Origin of the sequence: Enterobacter sp. Res13-Sevr-PEC09-46 (assembly GCF_015672585.1) — a bacterium.
Taxonomy (GTDB): Bacteria; Pseudomonadota; Gammaproteobacteria; order Enterobacterales; family Enterobacteriaceae; genus Enterobacter; species Enterobacter hormaechei_C.
In genome coordinates this window covers 314,410-332,570 of the sequence record NZ_JADABR010000017.1, presented here as the reverse complement: position 1 = coordinate 332,570, position 18,161 = coordinate 314,410, and the positions used below count along the sequence as shown (strand labels likewise).

Genomic DNA, 18,161 nt, shown 5'->3' with positions numbered 1-18,161 from the left:
GCTGTTAGTTAAAAGGTTTTAAGTCAACGCGCGCCATCATCGCGGCTAACTGGGTACGATCGGTAATACCGACATTGCTCTGGCTCACGGCCAGGGCCGCAACGGCGGTAGCAAGACGTAAGGTATGTTCACTGGATTCGCGCATCAGCAGACCGTAGATCAGGCCGCCAACCATCGAATCCCCGGCACCCACGGTGCTGACCACCTCCATTGAAGGCGGTTTGGCAATCCATTCCCCGGAGGCGTTCACCCACAGGGCACCTTCTGCACCCAGCGAAATCACCACGTGAGCGATACCCTGCTCGCGCAGCGCATGGGCAGCGTCAATCACATCCTTTAATTCTGGCAGCTTACGGCCCGCCCAGATCTCCAGTTCGCGGCGGTTAGGCTTAACCAGCCATGGCGAGGCTTTCAGACCGGCGACCAGCGCGTCGCGGCTGCTGTCGAAAATAATGCACGGGCACTGGCTGCGCAGGCGCGTCATCCAGTCGGTGAACGCTTCCGGGCTGACGCCGGACGGCAGACTGCCGCTGACGCACACCATGTCAAACTGGCCCAGCCAGCTCAGGGAATCGGCAACAAAGCGCTCCCAGTCAGCCGGGGTCACTTCGAAGCCGGAGAAGTTCAGATCGGTCACTTCACCGTCTTTCTCGGTCAGCTTAACGTTGATGCGGGTACGGCCTTGCACAACCTGAAAACGGTTAGCGATGCCCAGTTCACTGAACAACTGCTGAAAACCATCCTGGTTGTCTTTACCGAGGAAGCCGCCTACGGTGACGTCGATGCCGAGATCTTTCAGCACCTTCGCCACGTTAATCCCTTTTCCTGCGGCATGCAGGCCGGTCGTCCGCACCAGGTTGACTTCGCCACGCTCAATTTCCGGGCAGAAACCCACCAGATCGTAAGCCGGGTTCAGCGTAATGGTCGCAACACGTCTGCTCATTATGCGCCCTCCCCCAGACCGGCCGCGATGGCGTCGCCAATCGCTTTCAGCGCCTGTTCAGCATCCGCACCCTGCGCGGTAAAACGCAGACGATGGCCTTTCTTCACGCCCAGCGCGACTACTTTCATCAGGCTGCGCCCGTTGGCTGGTTTACCCGAACCGTCCAGATTGGTCACGGTGATCTCACTTGCAAATTGTTTAATGGTATTCACCAGCATGGTGCCCGGACGGGCATGCAGGCCGTGTTCGTTACGCACCACGTACTCTGCGCTCAGCAGTTCATCCGTCAGCGCATCGTCGCTGGTCAGCAGGGCCAGCACCGTCGCCGCGTCTGCGTTCAGCAGTTTTTCAGCTTTATTGTTCAGCAGCAGATCGCCCAGACGCTTCAGCACGGAAACCGGCTGATCGTCCGCCATGGCAACCGTTACCAGCATCGCGGCGTGTTCGCCGTCTGTCTCAAAGGCAACCGCAGCACGGCTGACCGCGATAGCGCTACGCAGGTTGCCTTCAGCACTGTCGTTCAGCCAGATGCCCTGACCCAGGTTTAATGGCTTATCATTGATGGCGCGCGTCACAAAAGTGTTATCCGCCGCACCGACCTCTTTCAGGCGGGCCGCGTTAAGCGCCTGGAGCGTCAGCAAATCGGACGCGACGACGCCCAGCGTCAGAGTTTCATTATCCAGCTTCAGCGCTTCGCTCTGTTTTTCGCCCATCAGCAGGGCACGCAGCTCTTCAGCAGTGGTGGCGGATTTAAGCTGTTCCGCGACGGCATCATCACTCAGCACGTGCGTCAGCTGACGCAGCAGGCCCAGGTGTTCGTCACCGCTGGCCGCGATGCCAATCGCCACGTAAGCCACCTGACCCTCGCCCCACAGCACGCCCTGCGGGAACTGGAAGACCTGCACGCCGGTTTTCAGCACCTGATCGCGGGTGTCCGTGGTGCCGTGCGGAATTGCAATACCGTTACCGAGGAAGGTGGAGGTCTGCTGTTCACGCGCCAGCATGCCGTTGACATAGCCGTCAGCCACGTTGCCAGCCTGCACGAGCGCAGCGGCGACCTGGCGAATAGCCTCTTCTTTATTCCCGGCCTGTTCGCCCGGGTGAATATCCTGAACAGATAACTGGAACATGATTCTCCTCTCCTGCTGAAATTGAATCGTTTCAGCTTAACTGAGAAAATAAGCGCTAGCCTGCTTCGTCAGGACATGCAAGATAGCGCTGAAACGTTTCAAGAAGTCTTGTCTTTTCTACAAAAGGTTGCAAGAAAAGTTACATTTCTTGTTGCAGAATTTAGAAGTGCAGCACATTTCTTCTTCAGTCGGGAGGTTTTTGCTGATGTTCAGCAAACAGGTTCAGCACGCTTCAGCGAAACGGCGATAAACTGAAATGCTATTTTGATTTATTGTGGCAATCTTGATTTTGCCCTCTGTTTATTTCATGACAGGCGGCGTAAACTCCGCCTCTCTCTGTTACTCGCAAAGACTGAACATGCATAACACCCCCGCTGCCGCCTCACCAAAGCCTTTTGATTTGACGTCAACGGCGTTTTTGATCGTTGCTTTTCTCACCGGTATTGCCGGTGCGTTACAAACGCCTACGCTGAGCCTGTTTCTGACCAACGAAGTCCACGCCCGCCCGGCGATGGTTGGCTTCTTCTTCACCGGGAGCGCCATCATCGGCATTTTCGTCAGCCAGTTTCTTGCCGGGCGTTCAGACCGCAAAGGCGATCGCAAAAGCCTGATCGTTTTTTGCTGCCTGCTCGGGGTGTTTGCCTGCCTGCTGTTTGCCTGGAACCGTAACTACTTCATTCTGCTGTTTGTGGGCGTCTTCCTGAGCAGTTTCGGCTCGACCGCCAACCCACAGATGTTCGCCCTTGCCCGCGAGCATGCCGACCGCACCGGGCGAGAAGCGGTGATGTTCAGCTCGATACTGCGCGCGCAGGTGTCGCTGGCCTGGGTGATTGGCCCCCCGCTCGCCTACGCGCTGGCGATGGGTTTTGGCTTTACGGTGATGTACCTCAGCGCAGCCGTGGCCTTCGTGGTATGCGGCGCAATGGTCTGGTTCTTTCTGCCCTCCATGCGCAAAGAGCCGAAAGTGGCGACCGGTACGCTGGAAGCTCCGCGACGTAACCGGCGCGACGCGCTGCTGTTATTCATTATCTGTACGCTAATGTGGGGAACCAACAGCCTCTATATCATTAATATGCCGCTGTTTATTATTGATGAGTTGCATCTGCCGGAGAAGCTGGCCGGGATCATGATGGGAACCGCCGCGGGGCTTGAGATCCCCACCATGTTGATTGCGGGCTATTACGCGAAGCGCTTCGGCAAGCGCTTTTTGATGCGCGTCGCCGCCGTAGCCGGGCTGCTTTTTTATGTCGGTATGCTGACGGTTCATACGCCAGCCCTGCTTCTGGCTTTACAGCTGCTGAACGCCATTTACATCGGCATTCTGGCCGGTATCGGCATGCTCTACTTCCAGGATCTGATGCCGGGTCAGGCAGGCTCTGCCACCACCCTTTATACTAATACCACCCGCGTGGGCTGGATTATTGCAGGCTCACTGGCGGGCGTTGTGGCTGAAATCTGGAACTATCATACGGTGTTCTGGATTGCGCTGGTGATGTGCGTCCTGACGCTGAGCTGCCTGACGCGAATCAAAGACGTTTAAGGCGCGGTGAGCGCTTCCAGCTCAAGCAGATAAGTGATGGCCTGCTGGCGCGTACTGCCGCACATTTCGGCGGTTGGCTGGAGCCCGGAGCACACCTTCGGGCGCAGGGGCGAGCCAAAGATCATGCACAGGTTAGTGTCAGAGAGCTGAACGCAGCGGGTATTGGCAGGCTTGCCCTCCGGCATGCCTGGAATGGGGCTTGAGATGGACGGTGCGGTACAGCACGCGCCACAGTCGGAACGACAATCCATACATGCTCTCTGTTGGTGGCAGATGCCCGCGCAGTCGGGCATTGCGCGCACAGTAACACCTTTTATGTATTGATAGCAAAACCCACGAATTCCGCTTGCCTGAAAGGCCGCGCGCGAGTAATTTGGCGCGATATTTTTTACCTCCCGTAAACAGGATTACTGCAATGCCAAGAGCGAACGAAATTAAGAAAGGTATGGTACTGAATTACAACGGCAAACTGCTGATTGTGAAAGATATCGACATTCAGGCACCCAGCGCCCGTGGCGCAGCAACGCTGTACAAAATGCGTTTCTCCGATGTCCGCACCGGCCTGAAAGTGGAAGAACGTTTTAAAGGCGACGATATCGTTGATACCGTGACCCTCACCCGTCGCTACGTTGATTTCTCCTACATCGATGGCAACGAATACGTGTTCATGGATAAAGAAGATTACACCCCGTATATCTTCACCAAAGATCAGATCGAAGAAGAGCTGCTGTTTATTCCTGAAGGTGGGATGCCGGACATGCAGGTGCTGACCTGGGATGGCGTGCTGCTGGCGCTGGAGCTGCCGCAGACCGTTGATCTGGAAATTGTTGAAACGGCACCGGGCATCAAAGGCGCGTCTGCAAGTGCGCGTAACAAACCGGCTACCCTGACTACCGGTCTGGTCGTACAGGTGCCAGAGTACCTGTCAGCGGGCGAGAAAATCCGTATCCATATCGAAGAAAAACGCTATATGGGTCGTGCTGACTGATTGCGGCGTTTGTCGGGTGGCGGCTGCGCCTTACCCGGCCTACAAAAACACAAAAACCGGCCTCAGAGCCGGTTTTTCGTAGGCCCGGTAAGCGTAGCGCCACCGGGCGATCAGGCTTAAAGAAGTTCAGGATACTTCGTCATTTTCAGCGCCAGCTCGATACCGCGCACTTCCGCCATCCCTTTCAGACGGCCAATCGCCGAATACCCTGGATTCGTTTTCTTGCGCAGATCGTCCAGCATCTGGTGCCCGTGATCCGGACGGAACGGGATTGGACGCACATCCCCCGCCTGCTTACGACGTACCTCTTCAGAGAGAATGGCATCCACCACCGCAACCATGTTCACGTCGCCGCCAAGATGGGCTGCTTCGTGGAAGGTTTTCGGGTTCTCTTCACGGCAGGTTGCACGCAGGTGGGTGAAATGAATGCGATCGCCGAAGGTTTCGATCATCCGCACCAGATCGTTATCCGCCCGCACGCCATACGAGCCCGTACACATGGTAAAGCCGTTGTAGATGCTGTCCACCGTCTCTTTCAGCCACTGCATATCTTCAATCGTAGACACGATACGCGGCAGGCCGAGGATAGGGCGCGGTGGATCGTCAGGATGAACCGCCAGCCGCACGCCGACTTCTTCTGCCACCGGCACAATAGCGCGCAGGAAGTGCGCCATGTTTTCACGCAGCTGGTTTTTATCGATATCGCCATATTCCGCCAGGCGCGCGCGGAACTGATCGAGGGTATAACCCTCTTCCGCCCCCGGCAGGCCCGCGATGATATTGCGAACCAGCTTCTCAATGTCCGACTCACCGGCGGCATTGAACCACGCCAGCGCCTGCTGCTGCTCTTCGGCGGTGTAGTCTGTTTCCGCCCCCGGACGCTTCAGAATGTGCAGTTCGAAAGCCGCAAAAGCGATTTGATCGAAACGCAGCGCCTTCGAACCATCGGCCATTTCATATTCCAGGTCGGTACGCGTCCAGTCCAGGATCGGCATAAAGTTGTAGCAGACGGTATCAATACCACAGGCTGCCAGGTTACGAATGCTCTGCTGATAATTCGCAATCCAGGTATCACACTCACCGGAGTGGGTTTTGATATCTTCGTGAACCGGAATACTTTCCACAACAGACCAGGTTAACCCCTTCTCTGCCAGCTGAGCCTGACGCTTTTGGATTTCCTCCACCGGCCACACCTGACCGTTCGGAATATGATGCAGCGCCGTGACCACACCCGTTGCGCCAGCCTGACGCACATCATCAAGAGAAACCGGATCGTTCGGCCCGTACCAACGCCAGGTTTGTTCCATTGCCCCACCCTCTCAAGTTGTTATACCAATATGTGTTACTTCAATGACGACTACCATACATGTTTAATCGAAGTGGTCAATACAGCACGCGGCATTGATTGATCAAACTCACATAACAGGGATATTTACGGCTTACCAATTTAATTTGTTGTCATATAACTTTACACTGGCATTGTTAATTAATGGTTACTCAGGTGTGTATTACATGAAGACTATTGCCTCCACCGCGCTTCCTGCTCATGTCCAGCAGCCCCGCTACGATCGCGAGCAGTTACACTCCCGCATCGTCCATTTCGGTTTTGGCGCGTTCCACCGGGCGCATCAGGCGTTGTTAACAAACCGGGTACTGAATGCCAAAGGAGGCGACTGGGGAATTTGTGAGATTAGCCTCTTTAGCGGCGATGTCCTTATGGGCCAGCTCCGGGCGCAGGATCATCTGTTTACCGTGCTGGAGAAAGGTGCCGAAGGCAATCAGCCCATTATTATCGGTGCGGTAAAAGAGTGCCTGAACGCTAAACTCGACTCGCTGGCAGCCATTATTGAGAAATTCTGCGAACCGCAGGTGGCAATTGTCTCCCTCACCATTACCGAAAAAGGCTACTGCATCGATCCGGCGACGGGAAAACTGGATATGCGGAACAGCCGCATCCTGCACGATCTCGAGCACCCGTCTGAGCCGCATTCCGCGCCGGGTATTCTGGTTGAAGCGCTTCATCGCCGCCGCGAGCGGGGCCTGCCGGCGTTTACCGTGCTCTCCTGCGACAATATTCCCGACAACGGCCACGTGGTGAAAAATGCCGTTCTCGGCATGGCCGGAAAGCGTTCCGCAGAGCTGGCCGCATGGATCGAGGCGCACGTGAGCTTCCCTGGTACCATGGTCGACCGAATCGTGCCCGCCGCCACCGACGCCTCACTCGCGGAAATCACCCAGGAACTTGGCGTTGAAGATCCCTGCGCCATCAGCTGTGAACCGTTCATTCAGTGGGTAGTGGAAGATAACTTTGTCGCCGGGCGTCCGGAGTGGGAGGTGGCAGGCGTACAGATGGTTGAGGATGTCCTGCCCTGGGAGCAGATGAAGCTGCGGATGCTGAACGGCAGTCACTCCTTCCTCGCGTATCTGGGCTACCTTGCCGGCTACGCGCACATAAATGAATGTATGCAGGACGACAGTTTACGCGAGGCGGCCCGCAGGCTGATGCTGAATGAGCAGGCCCCTACGCTGCGCATCACCAACGTTGATCTGACAGCCTATGCTGACAGCCTGCTTGACCGCTTCGCCAACCCGGCCCTACAGCATCGTACATGGCAAATCGCCATGGACGGCAGCCAGAAGCTGCCTCAGCGCATGCTGGATGGGATCCGCGTGCATCTTGAGCGTAACACCGCCTGGCCATTACTGGCGCTGGGGGTGGCGGGCTGGATGCGCTACGTCAGCGGTACGGACGAACAGGGCAACGCCATTGACGTACGCGATCCGCTGAGCGACAAGTTTCAGGCCATTGTCGCTACCAGCAGCGACGCAGAACGCGTTAGCGCCCTGCTGACGCTAAATGAAATCTTTGGCGACGACCTGCCGCAAAACCCTGTCTTTGTCGAGGCAATCACCAGCGCGTACCAGCGCCTCGTCCTGCTCGGCGCGCGCCAGGCCGTTATCGAAACGTTAAAAATTTAGCGATTATTGCGTTTAAGGCGAACGGTTTTGTGCTCCGTTCGCCCTCCCTCTTCTCAATGTCCGATTTTTTCATCAGGATGATGGATAGTTGTTACTACATCACAATTATTTATCGGAGCGCACGTGACCAAAACCAACCTGATCACCGGTTTTCTAGGCAGCGGTAAAACTACGTCCATTCTGCATTTGCTGGCCAATAAAGACCCGGCGGAAAAGTGGGCCGTGCTGGTCAACGAATTTGGCGAAGTGGGGATCGACGGCGCGTTGCTCGCCGACAGCGGCGCGATGGTGAAAGAGATCCCGGGCGGGTGTATGTGCTGCGTGAATGGTCTGCCGATGCAGGTCGGGCTGAATACGCTGCTGCGTCAGGGCAAGCCGGACCGTCTGCTGATTGAGCCCACCGGGCTGGGGCATCCTAAGCAAATCCTTGATTTACTGACCGCCCCGGTATACGAGCCGTGGCTTGAGCTGCGTGCGACGCTTTGCCTGCTCGACCCCCGCCAGCTGCTGGATGAAAAAGCGATCAATAATGACAATTTCCGCGACCAGCTCGCCTCGGCAGATATTATCGTGGCGAATAAATCCGATCGCGCGACGGCTGAGAGTCAGGCCGCGTTCCAGTCCTGGTGGCAGCAGGCTGGCGGTGGACGTCAGTATGTGCAGACGACCCAGGGCAACATTGATGGCGCCCTGCTCGACCTTCCCCGCCTCAACCAGACGCAACTGCCTACCAGCGCTGAGCATTCGCATAGCCACGGCGCGAAGCAAGGCCTGGCTGCACTGAGCCTGCCGGAGCATCAGCGCTGGCGTCGCAACCTGAACAGCGGCCAGGGGCATCAGGCCTGCGGGTGGATCTTCGATGCCGATACGGTTTTCGACACCATTGGTATACTGGAATGGGCGAGACTCGCGCCGGTTGAGCGGGTAAAAGGGATCATGCGCACTTCGGATGGTCTGGTGCGCATTAACCGTCAGGGCGAGGATTTCTTTATTGAAACCCAGAACGTCGCGCCACCCGACAGCCGGATAGAGTTAATTAGTGCGGTTAATACCGACTGGAATGCCCTCCAGTCAAGCCTGTTGAAGCTTCGTTTAAGTTTGGGCGGCTAACGTTGCCCCTGATTTCACACATTGCTGAAGACTATGACGACTCGACTTCCTGCTATTTTATTGCTCAACGCTGCCGGCCTGGCGATCTTTTTCTCCTGGTATATCCCGGCGGATCACGGTTTCTGGTTCCCGCTGGATTCCGGGCTGTTCCACTTCTTTAACCAGGCGCTGGCGAAGAGTGAAGCCTTCCTGTGGCTGGTGGCGATCACCAACAACCGCGCGTTTGACGGCTGTTCGCTGCTGGCAATGGGCTGTCTGATGCTCTCCTTCTGGCTGAAGGAAGACAAAACGGGTCGTCGCCGTATTCTGATTATCGGCCTGGTGATGCTGCTGACGGCCGTGATTATCAACCAGCTGGCGCAGCATCTGATGCCGGTTAAACGCGCCAGTCCTTCGCTCTTTTTCCCGAATATTAACCGCGTCAGCGAGCTGCTTCATATTCCAACCAAAGATGCCTCGAAGGACAGTTTCCCGGGCGACCACGGTATGATGCTGCTGATTTTTGCAGGCTTCATGCTGCGCTATTTTGGTAAAAAAGCCTTCGCCATCGCCCTGGTTATTGTGGTGGTATTTGCATTCCCGCGGGTGATGATTGGCGCTCACTGGCTGACAGATATCGCCGTAGGCTCCCTCACGGCGGTGTTAATTGGTTTACCGTGGGTGCTGATGACCCCACTCAGCGATCGCATAATAGGCATTTTTGATCGCTATCTTCCTGGCAAATTTAAACAAGCTGGAAACAAATAAATAACGAAAATTAACACCATTCATCAGGGATCGTTTTCGATCCCTGCGTCACTTCTTTTCGGCGTCATTCAACGCTGTCATCACCCCGTCATACAATTCGTGATAAAAATGAAGCAATTGCAGGGATTACCGATATGAATGGCGGCATTTTGAGCAATTCCGCGCTGTAACTTTGTGTATCACATTTTCTTATAAAAAAACGGACTTTTTTGCTCGCAATACCCCGTGCAATCGGTTAACCTCGAACTCGTTTTGCCCCACTGAGATAATTATTATCATGGTGAATAATTTTGTGCGTTGAGCCACAGTTTTCACCATAAAGAATTGTCTCATTGTGAACAGATTATTAGTCTCGTCACGGTTGGCATTTTTATAACGATATTTTCGTTAAGGACTTCAAGGGAAAACAAACAAAATGGTCAAATCTCAACCAATCTTGAGATATATCTTGCGGGGGATCCCGGCGATTGCAGTGGCGGTTCTGCTTTCGGCATGTAGTACGACGAACACCGCGAAGAATATGCATCCTGAGACGCGTGTTGTGGGAATGGAAGATTCCTCTTCACTGCAAGCCTCTCAGGATGAATTTGAAAATATGGTACGTAATCTCGACGTTAAGTCGCGTATTATGGATCAGTATGCTGACTGGAAAGGCGTGCGTTACCGTCTGGGCGGCAGCACCAAGAAAGGCATCGATTGTTCCGCGTTCGTACAGCGTACGTTCCGTGAGCAGTTTGGGTTAGACCTTCCGCGTTCTACTTATGAACAGCAGGAAATGGGTAAATCCATTTCGCGCACTAAACTGCGCACGGGCGATTTAGTCCTGTTCAGAGCGGGTTCAACCGGTCGACACGTTGGCATCTATATCGGTAACGATCAGTTTGTCCATGCTTCCACCAGCAGTGGTGTGACGATTTCCAGCATGAACGAACCTTACTGGAAGAAGCGCTACAACGAAGCTCGCCGCGTTCTGAGCCGTAGTTAATATTGCTGTCGTATCGTTGGTTATCCCTTGGCTGGCGATACGATAAAAAAAGCACTGCTCCGGCAGTGTTTTTTTTTGCCCGTTACACTGATAACTATCCAGCGGCATTTCAGGAATCACGACATCTATGTTTACCCGCTACTTCTCCAGCAACCGCAAGATTCTGTTTCTCAGTTTCCTTACGGGGTTATTCACTGCCCTGCTCCTGGGAGCATTACAGTTTTACTGGAGTTACCACAAGCGAGACGTCAGATTCGATACCCTTATTACCGATTTAAGCGTCTACATGGAGAGCTATTTCGATGAGCTCAAAATGTCGATTGATACACTCCAGCCACTCACGCTAAACAGCTGCGAGGAAGTGAGTGCCGCCCTGACCTCCCGGGCGGCCTTTAGCATCAACGTGCGCGCCTTTTTGCTGGTCAGGGATAAAAACGCCTACTGCTCTTCCGCCACCGGCCCGATGAATGTCCCTCTGGAAGCGCTTATTCCTGAACTGCACATCAATAAACAGGTTGATATGGCGCTCCTGCCGGGCACCCCCATGATGCCGGACAAGCCCGCGATTGCCATCTGGTATCGCAACCCACTGGTGAAGGACGGCGGTGTATTTACCTCCGTTAATCTTAACCTGACTCCTTATCTCCTCTACACCTCAAGACAGGATGAGTTTGCCGGTATTTCCATCATTATTGGCGATTATGCGTTATCAACCCATTCCGGAACGCTGGTCTCTGCGCGTGATTTGCCTGATATCCCGGTCCGTACCGCCACGCTGAAAAATGTGCCTCTGACCATCCATGTTTATGCGGAAGCCTGGACGACCGATGAAGTGCTGTACGCCCTGTTTTTCGGCCTGGTCTGCGGTATCGCGGCGGGCCTGTTGAATTTCTATATTCTTACTATCCGTCTTAATCCGGGGAAAGAGATCCTAACGGCCATCAAACGCGACCAGTTTTACGTGGTCTATCAACCCGTCGTGGATGCGCAGTCGCTCAAAATGACCGGGCTGGAAGTCCTGATGCGCTGGAAGCATCCGGTGATGGGAGAAATTCCACCGGATGCCTTTATTAATTTCGCTGAAGCGCAGAAGCTGATTGTCCCGCTGACGCTGCATCTTTTTGACCTGATTATCCGCGATGCCCCTGTCCTGCAAACGGTGCTCCCGCCTGGGGCCAAGTTTGGGATCAACATCGCGCCCGGGCATCTGCATGCGGAAAGCTTTAAAGAGGATATGCGCGCGTTTGCCGCCGCCCTTCCACCCGATCACTTCCAGATTGTGCTGGAAATAACCGAGCGCGATATGATCAACCACCGCGAGGCTAATCAGCTGTTCGAATGGCTGCACGAAGAAGGTTTTGAAATTGCCATCGATGATTTTGGCACCGGCCACAGCGCGCTGATCTATCTGGAACGCTTCACGATGGATTACCTGAAAATTGACCGTGGCTTCGTGAATGCCATCGGGACTGAAACCGTCACCTCGCCAGTGCTTGACGCGGTGCTGACGCTGGCAGAACGCCTGAATATGTTAACCGTTGCCGAGGGTGTTGAAACGCCGGAGCAGGCGGCGTGGCTGCGCGAGCATGGCGTGAACTATCTTCAGGGCTACTGGATCGGCCGCCCGATGCCGCTGGAGCAGTTCAGGACGTGGCAACCCGACATCACGCTCGGGGAATAATTTCACAATCACGGCGCTGTCCCTTATTATTCTGTTCAACCGAGCCTGCCTGTGAACAAAGGGATCCGCCGCACTATGATTATGCGCGTTGTGTTGACGCTATTGGCGCTGGTGAGCCTGTCGAGCCAGGCGCAGACCATCAAAGAGAGCACGGCCTTTGCCGTCATTGGCGAGCCGAAGTACGCGGTTAACTTTAACCACTACGATTACGTTAACCCCGCCGCCCCGAAAGGCGGAAACGTGACGCTTTCCGCCACGGGAACGTTTGACAACTTTAACCGCTTTGCCCTGCGCGGCGTGGCGGCAGCGCGTACCGAATCCCTCTATGACACGCTGTTCGTCACCTCCGACGACGAGCCCGGCAGCTATTATCCCCTGGTCGCCGAGAACGTGCGATACGCCGATGATTTCAGCTGGGCAGAAATCGCGATTAATCCGCGGGCGCGTTTTCACGACGGTACGCCGGTTAGCGCCCGTGACGTGGCATTCACCTTTCATAAATTTATGACCGAAGGCGTGCCGCAGTTTCGTCTGGTGTACAAGGGCACCACGGTGAAAGCCATCGCCCCGCTGACCGTGCGAATCGAACTCCCTGAGCCGAACAAAGAGAATATGCTGAGCCTGTTCTCCCTGCCCGTCATGCCCGAATCCTTCTGGAAAAACCATAAGCTGAGCGATCCCCTCTCTACCCCGCCGCTGGCGGGAGGGCCGTATCGCATTACCGACTGGCGAATGGGCCAGTACGTGATCTATTCCCGGGTGAAAGATTACTGGGCAGCCACGCTGCCGGTAAACCGGGGCCGCTGGAACTTCGATACAATCCGCTACGACTACTACCTGGATGATAACGTGGCCTTCGAGGCATTTAAGGCGGGCGCGTTTGATTTACGTGTCGAGAACAGCGCCAAAAATTGGGCGACCCGCTATATCGGAAAAAATTTCGCGAAAGGCTATATCGTTAAAGACGAACACAAAAACGAATCCGCGCAGGACACGCGCTGGCTGGCGTTTAATATTCAGCGCCCGGTTTTTTCCGATCGTCGGGTGCGTGAAGCCATTACCCTGGCGTTTGATTTCGAATGGATGAACAAAGCGCTGTTTTACGGAGCCTACAGCCGGGCGAACAGCTATTTCCAGAATACTGAATATGCCGCCCGTGATTATCCCCACGCGGACGAGCTGGTTTTGCTGGCGCCAATGAAAGCGGAGCTTCCGCCGGAGGTGTTCACCCGCGTATTTGAACCGCCCAAATCCGACGGAAACGGGTTCGACCGGGACAACCTGCTGAAAGCCAGCAACCTGCTGGATGATGCTGGCTGGGTGCTGAAAAATCGGCAACGGGTTAATGTGCAAACCGGTAAACCGCTCAGCTTCGAACTGCTGATTGCCTCCGGCGCAAACGATCAGTGGGTGCTGCCATTTAAGAAGAACCTTGCCCGGCTTGGCGTCACCATGAATATCCGCCAGGTCGATATGGCCCAGTTAACCAACCGCAAGCGCAGTCGCGATTACGACATGATGCAGACCCTGTGGGCCGCGCAGCCGTGGCCAAGTTCAGATCTGCAAATCTCCTGGGCATCGGGGTATATCGACTCCTCCTACAACGCCCCGGGCGTAAAGAGCCCGGTGATTGATGCGCTGATTGCAAAAATTGTCGCTGCTCATGGCGATAAGAACAAGCTTCTGCCGCTTGGCCGCGCGCTCGATCGGGTCTTAACCTGGAACTATTACATGCTGCCGATGTGGTATATGGGCGAAGATCGCGTGGCCCGCTGGGATAAATTCTCCCTGCCTGCCGTTCGCCCGGTCTACACCCTCGGCTTTGACACCTGGTGGTATGACGTGAATAAAGCCGCAAAACTGCCCGCAGAGCGGCGTTAAGGAGTGACGATGGGCGCTTATCTTATCCGCCGGCTGCTGTTAGTGATCCCGACGCTGTGGGCCATCATTACCATTAACTTTTTTATCGTCCAGATCGCCCCCGGCGGTCCGGTGGACCAGGCAATTGCGGCAATAGAATTTGGTCACGCTGGCGGCATGCCGGGCGGCGGCGGTGAAGGAATGGGGGCCAGCCATGCCCGGACGGGCGTGGGCAACATCAGCGAAAGCCACTACCGGGGCGGTCGCGGACTGGATCCGGAGGTGATCGCCGAGATCACCCATCGCTATGGTTTTGACAAGCCGCTGCACGAGCGTTATTTCAGGATGCTCTGGGATTATGTCCGTTTCGATTTTGGCGACAGCCTGTTTCGCAGCGCCTCGGTATTAACCCTGATCAAACAAAGCCTGCCGGTTTCCATCACGCTCGGACTGTGGGGGACGCTGATTATTTATCTGGTCTCCATTCCGTTGGGGATCCGAAAAGCGGTCTACAACGGTAGCCGTTTCGATATCTGGAGCAGCACATTCATTATCATCGGCTACGCTATCCCGGCGTTTCTGTTTGCCGTGCTGCTGATTGTCTTTTTCGCCGGCGGCAGTTATTTCGACCTCTTCCCGCTGCGCGGGCTGGTCTCTGCGGATTTCAGCACCCTGCCGTGGTATCAGAAAATCACCGATTACTTCTGGCACATCACGCTTCCGGTGCTGGCGACGGTCATCGGCGGTTTTGCGGCGCTTACGATGCTGACCAAAAACGCCTTTCTTGATGAGATCCGCAAACAGTACGTCGTCACCGCGCGCGCCAAAGGCGTCGGTGAAAAGCAGATCATGTGGAAGCACGTTTTTCGTAACGCCATGCTGCTGGTGATTGCCGGTTTCCCCGCCACGTTCATCAGTATGTTTTTTACCGGCTCGCTGCTGATAGAGGTGATGTTCTCGCTCAACGGATTAGGGCTGCTGGGCTATGAGGCCACCGTCTCCCGTGATTATCCGGTGATGTTTGGCACACTCTACATTTTCACCCTGATCGGCCTGCTGCTGAACATCATCAGCGATATCAGCTATACGCTGGTCGATCCCCGTATCGATTTTGAGGGTCGCTGATGTCGCGTTTAAGCCCCGTCAATCAGGCCCGCTGGGCGCGCTTTCGCCACAACCGTCGCGGCTACTGGTCGCTGTGGATCTTCGCCGTCCTGTTCGCCTTAAGTATGTGTTCGGAACTGATTGCCAACGATAAACCCCTGCTGGTGCATTTCAAAGACCGCTGGTATGTGCCGGTGCTGACCACCTACAGCGAAAGCGATTTTGGCGGCCCGTTTGCGACGCCAGCCGAGTACCAGGACCCCTGGTTACGTGAACAGATCGCGCAGCACGGCTGGGCTATCTGGGCGCCGATTCGTTTTGGCGCGAACAGTATTAACTTCGCCACGTCCACCCCCTTCCCTTCGCCGCCTTCCGCGCAAAACTGGCTGGGAACGGACGCCAACGGCGGCGATGTGCTGGCGCGCATCCTCTATGGCACCCGCATCTCGCTCCTGTTTGGGCTGCTGCTGACGCTCTTTAGCAGCGTAATGGGCGTTGTGGCGGGCGCCGTGCAGGGCTATTACGGGGGTAAAATAGATTTATGGGGACAGCGCGTGATTGAAGTCTGGTCCGGTATGCCGACGCTGTTTCTGATTATCCTGCTGTCCAGCGTGGTACAGCCTGGCTTCTGGTGGCTGCTCGGGATCACCGTCCTGTTCGGCTGGATGGCGCTGGTCGGCGTGGTGCGCGCGGAGTTTCTGCGTACGCGAAATTACGACTATATTCGCGCTGCGCAGGCGTTAGGCGTGAGCGATGGCGCAATCATCTTCCGCCACATGCTTCCCAATGCGGTGGTGGCGACCCTCACCTTCCTGCCGTTTATTTTGTGCAGCTCCATTACCACCCTGACGTCGCTTGATTTTCTTGGTTTCGGTTTGCCGCTGGGCTCACCGTCCCTTGGCGAACTGCTGTTGCAGGGCAAAAACAATCTCCAGGCCCCCTGGCTGGGCATCGCCGCATTCCTCTCCGTGGCGGTGCTGCTTTCCCTGCTGATTTTTATTGGCGAAGCCGTGCGCGATGCCTTCGATCCCAACAAGGCGGTATGACATGACCCGGCCTCTTCTGAGCATAGAGAACCTGTCGATTGCGTTTTCAAAACAGGGCGAATCACGCACGGTGGTGACGGATTTATCGTTGCAGATCCAGCGCGGAGAGACGCTGGCGCTGGTCGGGGAATCCGGCTCCGGTAAGAGCGTTTCGGCGCTGTCGGTGCTGCGCCTGCTCCCTTCCCCGCCGGTCAGCTATCCGCAGGGGGATATTCTGTTCCATGGACAATCGCTGCTGAACGCTGACGAGCAAACCCTGCGCGGCATTCGTGGCAACAACATCGCCATGATTTTTCAGGAGCCGATGGTGTCGCTCAACCCACTGCATACCCTGGAAAAACAGCTCTATGAAGTGCTGTCACTTCATCGGGGAATGCGTAAAGAGGCAGCGCGGGGTGAAATTCTGGACTGCCTTGAACGCACCGGTATCCGTAATGCGGCGAAACGGCTGAACGATTTCCCGCACCAGCTTTCCGGCGGCGAGCGCCAGCGCGTGATGATTGCAATGGCCCTGCTCACGCGCCCCGAACTGCTGATTGCCGATGAACCTACTACCGCGCTGGACGTCACGGTACAGGCACAAATTCTGCAACTGCTGCGCGAACTGCGCGACGAGCTGAACATGAGCCTGCTGTTTATTACGCACAACCTGAGCATCGTGAAAAAGCTCGCTGACACGGTGGCCGTGATGCAAAACGGCCGCTGCGTGGAACAGAACCGGGCATCCGCCCTGCTGAGCGCGCCTCAGCACCCGTATACACAGCGCCTGCTCGATAGCGAACCCGCTGGCGACCCGGTTCCGCTTAACGCTGACAGCGCGCCGTTGCTGAGGGTTGAGGGGCTGTCGGTGTCATTCCCGATCCGCAAAGGCATTTTGCGTCGCGTGGTCGATCACAATCATGTTCTGAAAGACATGAGCTTCGCTCTGCGTCCGGGCGAATCGCTTGGGCTTGTGGGCGAGTCCGGTTCAGGCAAAAGCACCACCGGCCTGGCGCTGCTGCGCCTGATCGCCTCTCAGGGAAGCATTGTTTTTGACGGCATGCCGCTGCAAAACCTGAATCGCCGGATGATGCTTCCCGTGCGCCCGCGGATGCAGGTGGTATTTCAGGATCCAAACTCTTCGCTTAACCCGCGCCTGAGCGTATTACAGATTATTGAAGAGGGCCTGCGCGTCCACCAGCCGACAATGACGGCGCAACAGCGTGAAATCGACGTGATGCGGGTGATGGCGGAAGTGGGTTTAGATCCCGAGACCCGGCACCGGTATCCGGCTGAGTTTTCCGGCGGACAGCGCCAGCGTATAGCGATTGCCCGCGCGCTGATCCTGAAACCGGAGCTGATCGTGCTGGACGAGCCAACCTCTTCCCTGGACCGCACCGTTCAGGCGCAAATTCTGGCGCTGCTGAAGGGGCTACAGGAAAAGCATCGGCTGGCCTATATCTTTATCAGCCACGATTTACAGGTGGTGCGTGCGCTTTGCCATCAGGTGGTGGTATTGCGGCAGGGAGAAGTCGTTGAGCAGGGAGAGTGCCAGCGCGTATTCACCGCGCCGACGCAGGATTACACACGCCAGCTATTGTCCGCTGACTAGCACTCAGAAAGGATATTGACCGGAGAACGGCTCGGCAATGGCCACGCCGAAGTTTTTCAGACGACAGGTGGCGGCAAACTCATCCTGGCTGTTAACAAACAGGCACGGCTCACCTTCGCATTCCAGCACGGAGCTGTCCACTTCGATGTCCGTCAGCGCCTGGCTGAGACGTTCCATGACCGGCCACGCATTTTCATCGCTCGGGCTGAGCAGTTTGAGGGCCACCAGACAATTATCCTCCCCGGCAACGCTTTGCGGAATCGGTTCAACTTTCGAACCTGCAAAACCCGTCGACCAGCGATAGCTCTGGGGCAAGCGATGGACAATGGAGAGTTGTAATGTATTCACGTTCAGATCCCCGGAAGCAAATTTACTTCACAATTTATTTACATTTATAGTAACACATCATCGCCAACCTGCACTGTTTAGCGGATTTTATAGGCGTTGCAGGCTCGCG

The 18,161-nt window shown here is 55.7% G+C and carries 17 protein-coding genes; 12 read left to right on the top strand and 5 right to left on the bottom strand.

Annotation, left to right across the window (positions count from 1 at the left end; translation table 11 throughout):
- Positions 1-4: 4 nt before the first annotated feature.
- Both fruK and fruB read right to left on the bottom strand, forming a co-directional pair.
- Positions 5-943 carry a 1-phosphofructokinase gene (fruK, locus tag IMQ56_RS10890; RefSeq protein ID WP_006811313.1) on the bottom strand — a complete coding sequence of 313 codons (939 nt, stop codon included), beginning with the start codon at positions 941-943 and terminating at the stop codon, positions 5-7.
- On the bottom strand, positions 943-2,073 hold the full coding sequence (gene fruB / locus IMQ56_RS10885; RefSeq protein WP_163313246.1) for a fused PTS fructose transporter subunit IIA/HPr protein: 1,131 nt from the start codon (positions 2,071-2,073) through the stop codon (positions 943-945). Before fruB ends, fruK begins: the two co-directional genes overlap by 1 nt.
- A gap of 75 nt (positions 2,074-2,148) precedes the next feature.
- Between fruB and IMQ56_RS10880 the strand changes: the two genes are divergently transcribed.
- Together IMQ56_RS10880 and setB are read left to right on the top strand one after the other, a co-directional pair.
- Positions 2,149-2,328, top strand: a complete 180-nt coding sequence (locus IMQ56_RS10880; RefSeq protein WP_139152746.1) for a hypothetical protein — start codon at positions 2,149-2,151, stop codon at positions 2,326-2,328.
- A gap of 103 nt (positions 2,329-2,431) precedes the next feature.
- On the top strand, positions 2,432-3,613 hold the full coding sequence (gene setB, locus IMQ56_RS10875) for a sugar efflux transporter SetB (RefSeq protein ID WP_015572310.1): 1,182 nt from the start codon (positions 2,432-2,434) through the stop codon (positions 3,611-3,613).
- Here the strand turns inward: setB and IMQ56_RS10870 are convergent.
- Complete coding sequence (locus tag IMQ56_RS10870) at positions 3,610-3,864, bottom strand: YkgJ family cysteine cluster protein (protein ID WP_003859353.1); 255 nt, start codon at positions 3,862-3,864, stop codon at positions 3,610-3,612. The genes setB and IMQ56_RS10870 overlap by 4 nt on opposite strands.
- A 164-nt stretch (positions 3,865-4,028) precedes the next feature.
- Between IMQ56_RS10870 and yeiP the strand changes: the two genes are divergently transcribed.
- Complete coding sequence (yeiP, locus tag IMQ56_RS10865; RefSeq protein WP_003859355.1) at positions 4,029-4,601, top strand: elongation factor P-like protein YeiP; 573 nt, start codon at positions 4,029-4,031, stop codon at positions 4,599-4,601.
- A gap of 116 nt (positions 4,602-4,717) precedes the next feature.
- Here yeiP and uxuA read toward each other — a convergent pair whose 3' ends face one another.
- Positions 4,718-5,908 carry a mannonate dehydratase gene (gene uxuA, locus IMQ56_RS10860; RefSeq protein WP_023295062.1) on the bottom strand — a complete coding sequence of 397 codons (1,191 nt, stop codon included), beginning with the start codon at positions 5,906-5,908 and terminating at the stop codon, positions 4,718-4,720.
- A gap of 205 nt (positions 5,909-6,113) precedes the next feature.
- Here uxuA and IMQ56_RS10855 point away from each other — a divergent pair, with 205 nt between their 5' ends.
- The 9 genes from IMQ56_RS10855 (at position 6,114) to yejF (ending at position 17,704) form a co-directional block, all read left to right on the top strand.
- Positions 6,114-7,580, top strand: a complete 1,467-nt coding sequence (locus IMQ56_RS10855) for a fructuronate reductase (RefSeq protein WP_196063820.1) — start codon at positions 6,114-6,116, stop codon at positions 7,578-7,580.
- Positions 7,581-7,703: 123 nt separating this feature from the next.
- A complete protein-coding gene (locus IMQ56_RS10850) occupies positions 7,704-8,690 on the top strand; it encodes a GTP-binding protein (protein WP_196063819.1) in 987 nt (328 codons plus the stop codon).
- A gap of 33 nt (positions 8,691-8,723) precedes the next feature.
- Entirely contained in the window at positions 8,724-9,437 is a 714-nt protein-coding gene (locus IMQ56_RS10845; RefSeq protein WP_023295065.1) for a phosphatase PAP2 family protein, read from the top strand.
- Positions 9,438-9,852: 415 nt separating this feature from the next.
- Positions 9,853-10,422 carry a bifunctional murein DD-endopeptidase/murein LD-carboxypeptidase gene (gene mepS, locus IMQ56_RS10840; RefSeq protein ID WP_003859364.1) on the top strand — a complete coding sequence of 190 codons (570 nt, stop codon included), beginning with the start codon at positions 9,853-9,855 and terminating at the stop codon, positions 10,420-10,422.
- A 127-nt stretch (positions 10,423-10,549) separates the two neighbouring features.
- On the top strand, positions 10,550-12,103 hold the full coding sequence (locus IMQ56_RS10835) for a cyclic di-GMP phosphodiesterase (protein WP_045327800.1): 1,554 nt from the start codon (positions 10,550-10,552) through the stop codon (positions 12,101-12,103).
- A 75-nt stretch (positions 12,104-12,178) separates the two neighbouring features.
- Positions 12,179-13,984: an extracellular solute-binding protein gene (locus IMQ56_RS10830; protein ID WP_196063818.1), complete on the top strand. Its 1,806-nt coding sequence runs from the start codon at positions 12,179-12,181 to the stop codon at positions 13,982-13,984.
- Positions 13,985-13,993: 9 nt separating this feature from the next.
- Complete coding sequence (locus IMQ56_RS10825) at positions 13,994-15,088, top strand: microcin C ABC transporter permease YejB (RefSeq protein WP_003859369.1); 1,095 nt, start codon at positions 13,994-13,996, stop codon at positions 15,086-15,088.
- A complete protein-coding gene (locus IMQ56_RS10820; RefSeq protein ID WP_015572302.1) occupies positions 15,088-16,113 on the top strand; it encodes a microcin C ABC transporter permease in 1,026 nt (341 codons plus the stop codon). Before IMQ56_RS10825 ends, IMQ56_RS10820 begins: the two co-directional genes overlap by 1 nt.
- Position 16,114: 1 nt before the next feature.
- Entirely contained in the window at positions 16,115-17,704 is a 1,590-nt protein-coding gene (gene yejF, locus IMQ56_RS10815) for a microcin C ABC transporter ATP-binding protein YejF (RefSeq protein WP_017383398.1), read from the top strand.
- 3 nt (positions 17,705-17,707) lie between these two features.
- On the opposite strand, the gene IMQ56_RS10810 is transcribed toward yejF, so the two are convergent.
- Positions 17,708-18,052, bottom strand: a complete 345-nt coding sequence (locus IMQ56_RS10810) for a YejG family protein (RefSeq protein ID WP_003859372.1) — start codon at positions 18,050-18,052, stop codon at positions 17,708-17,710.
- Positions 18,053-18,161: the final 109 nt, after the last annotated feature.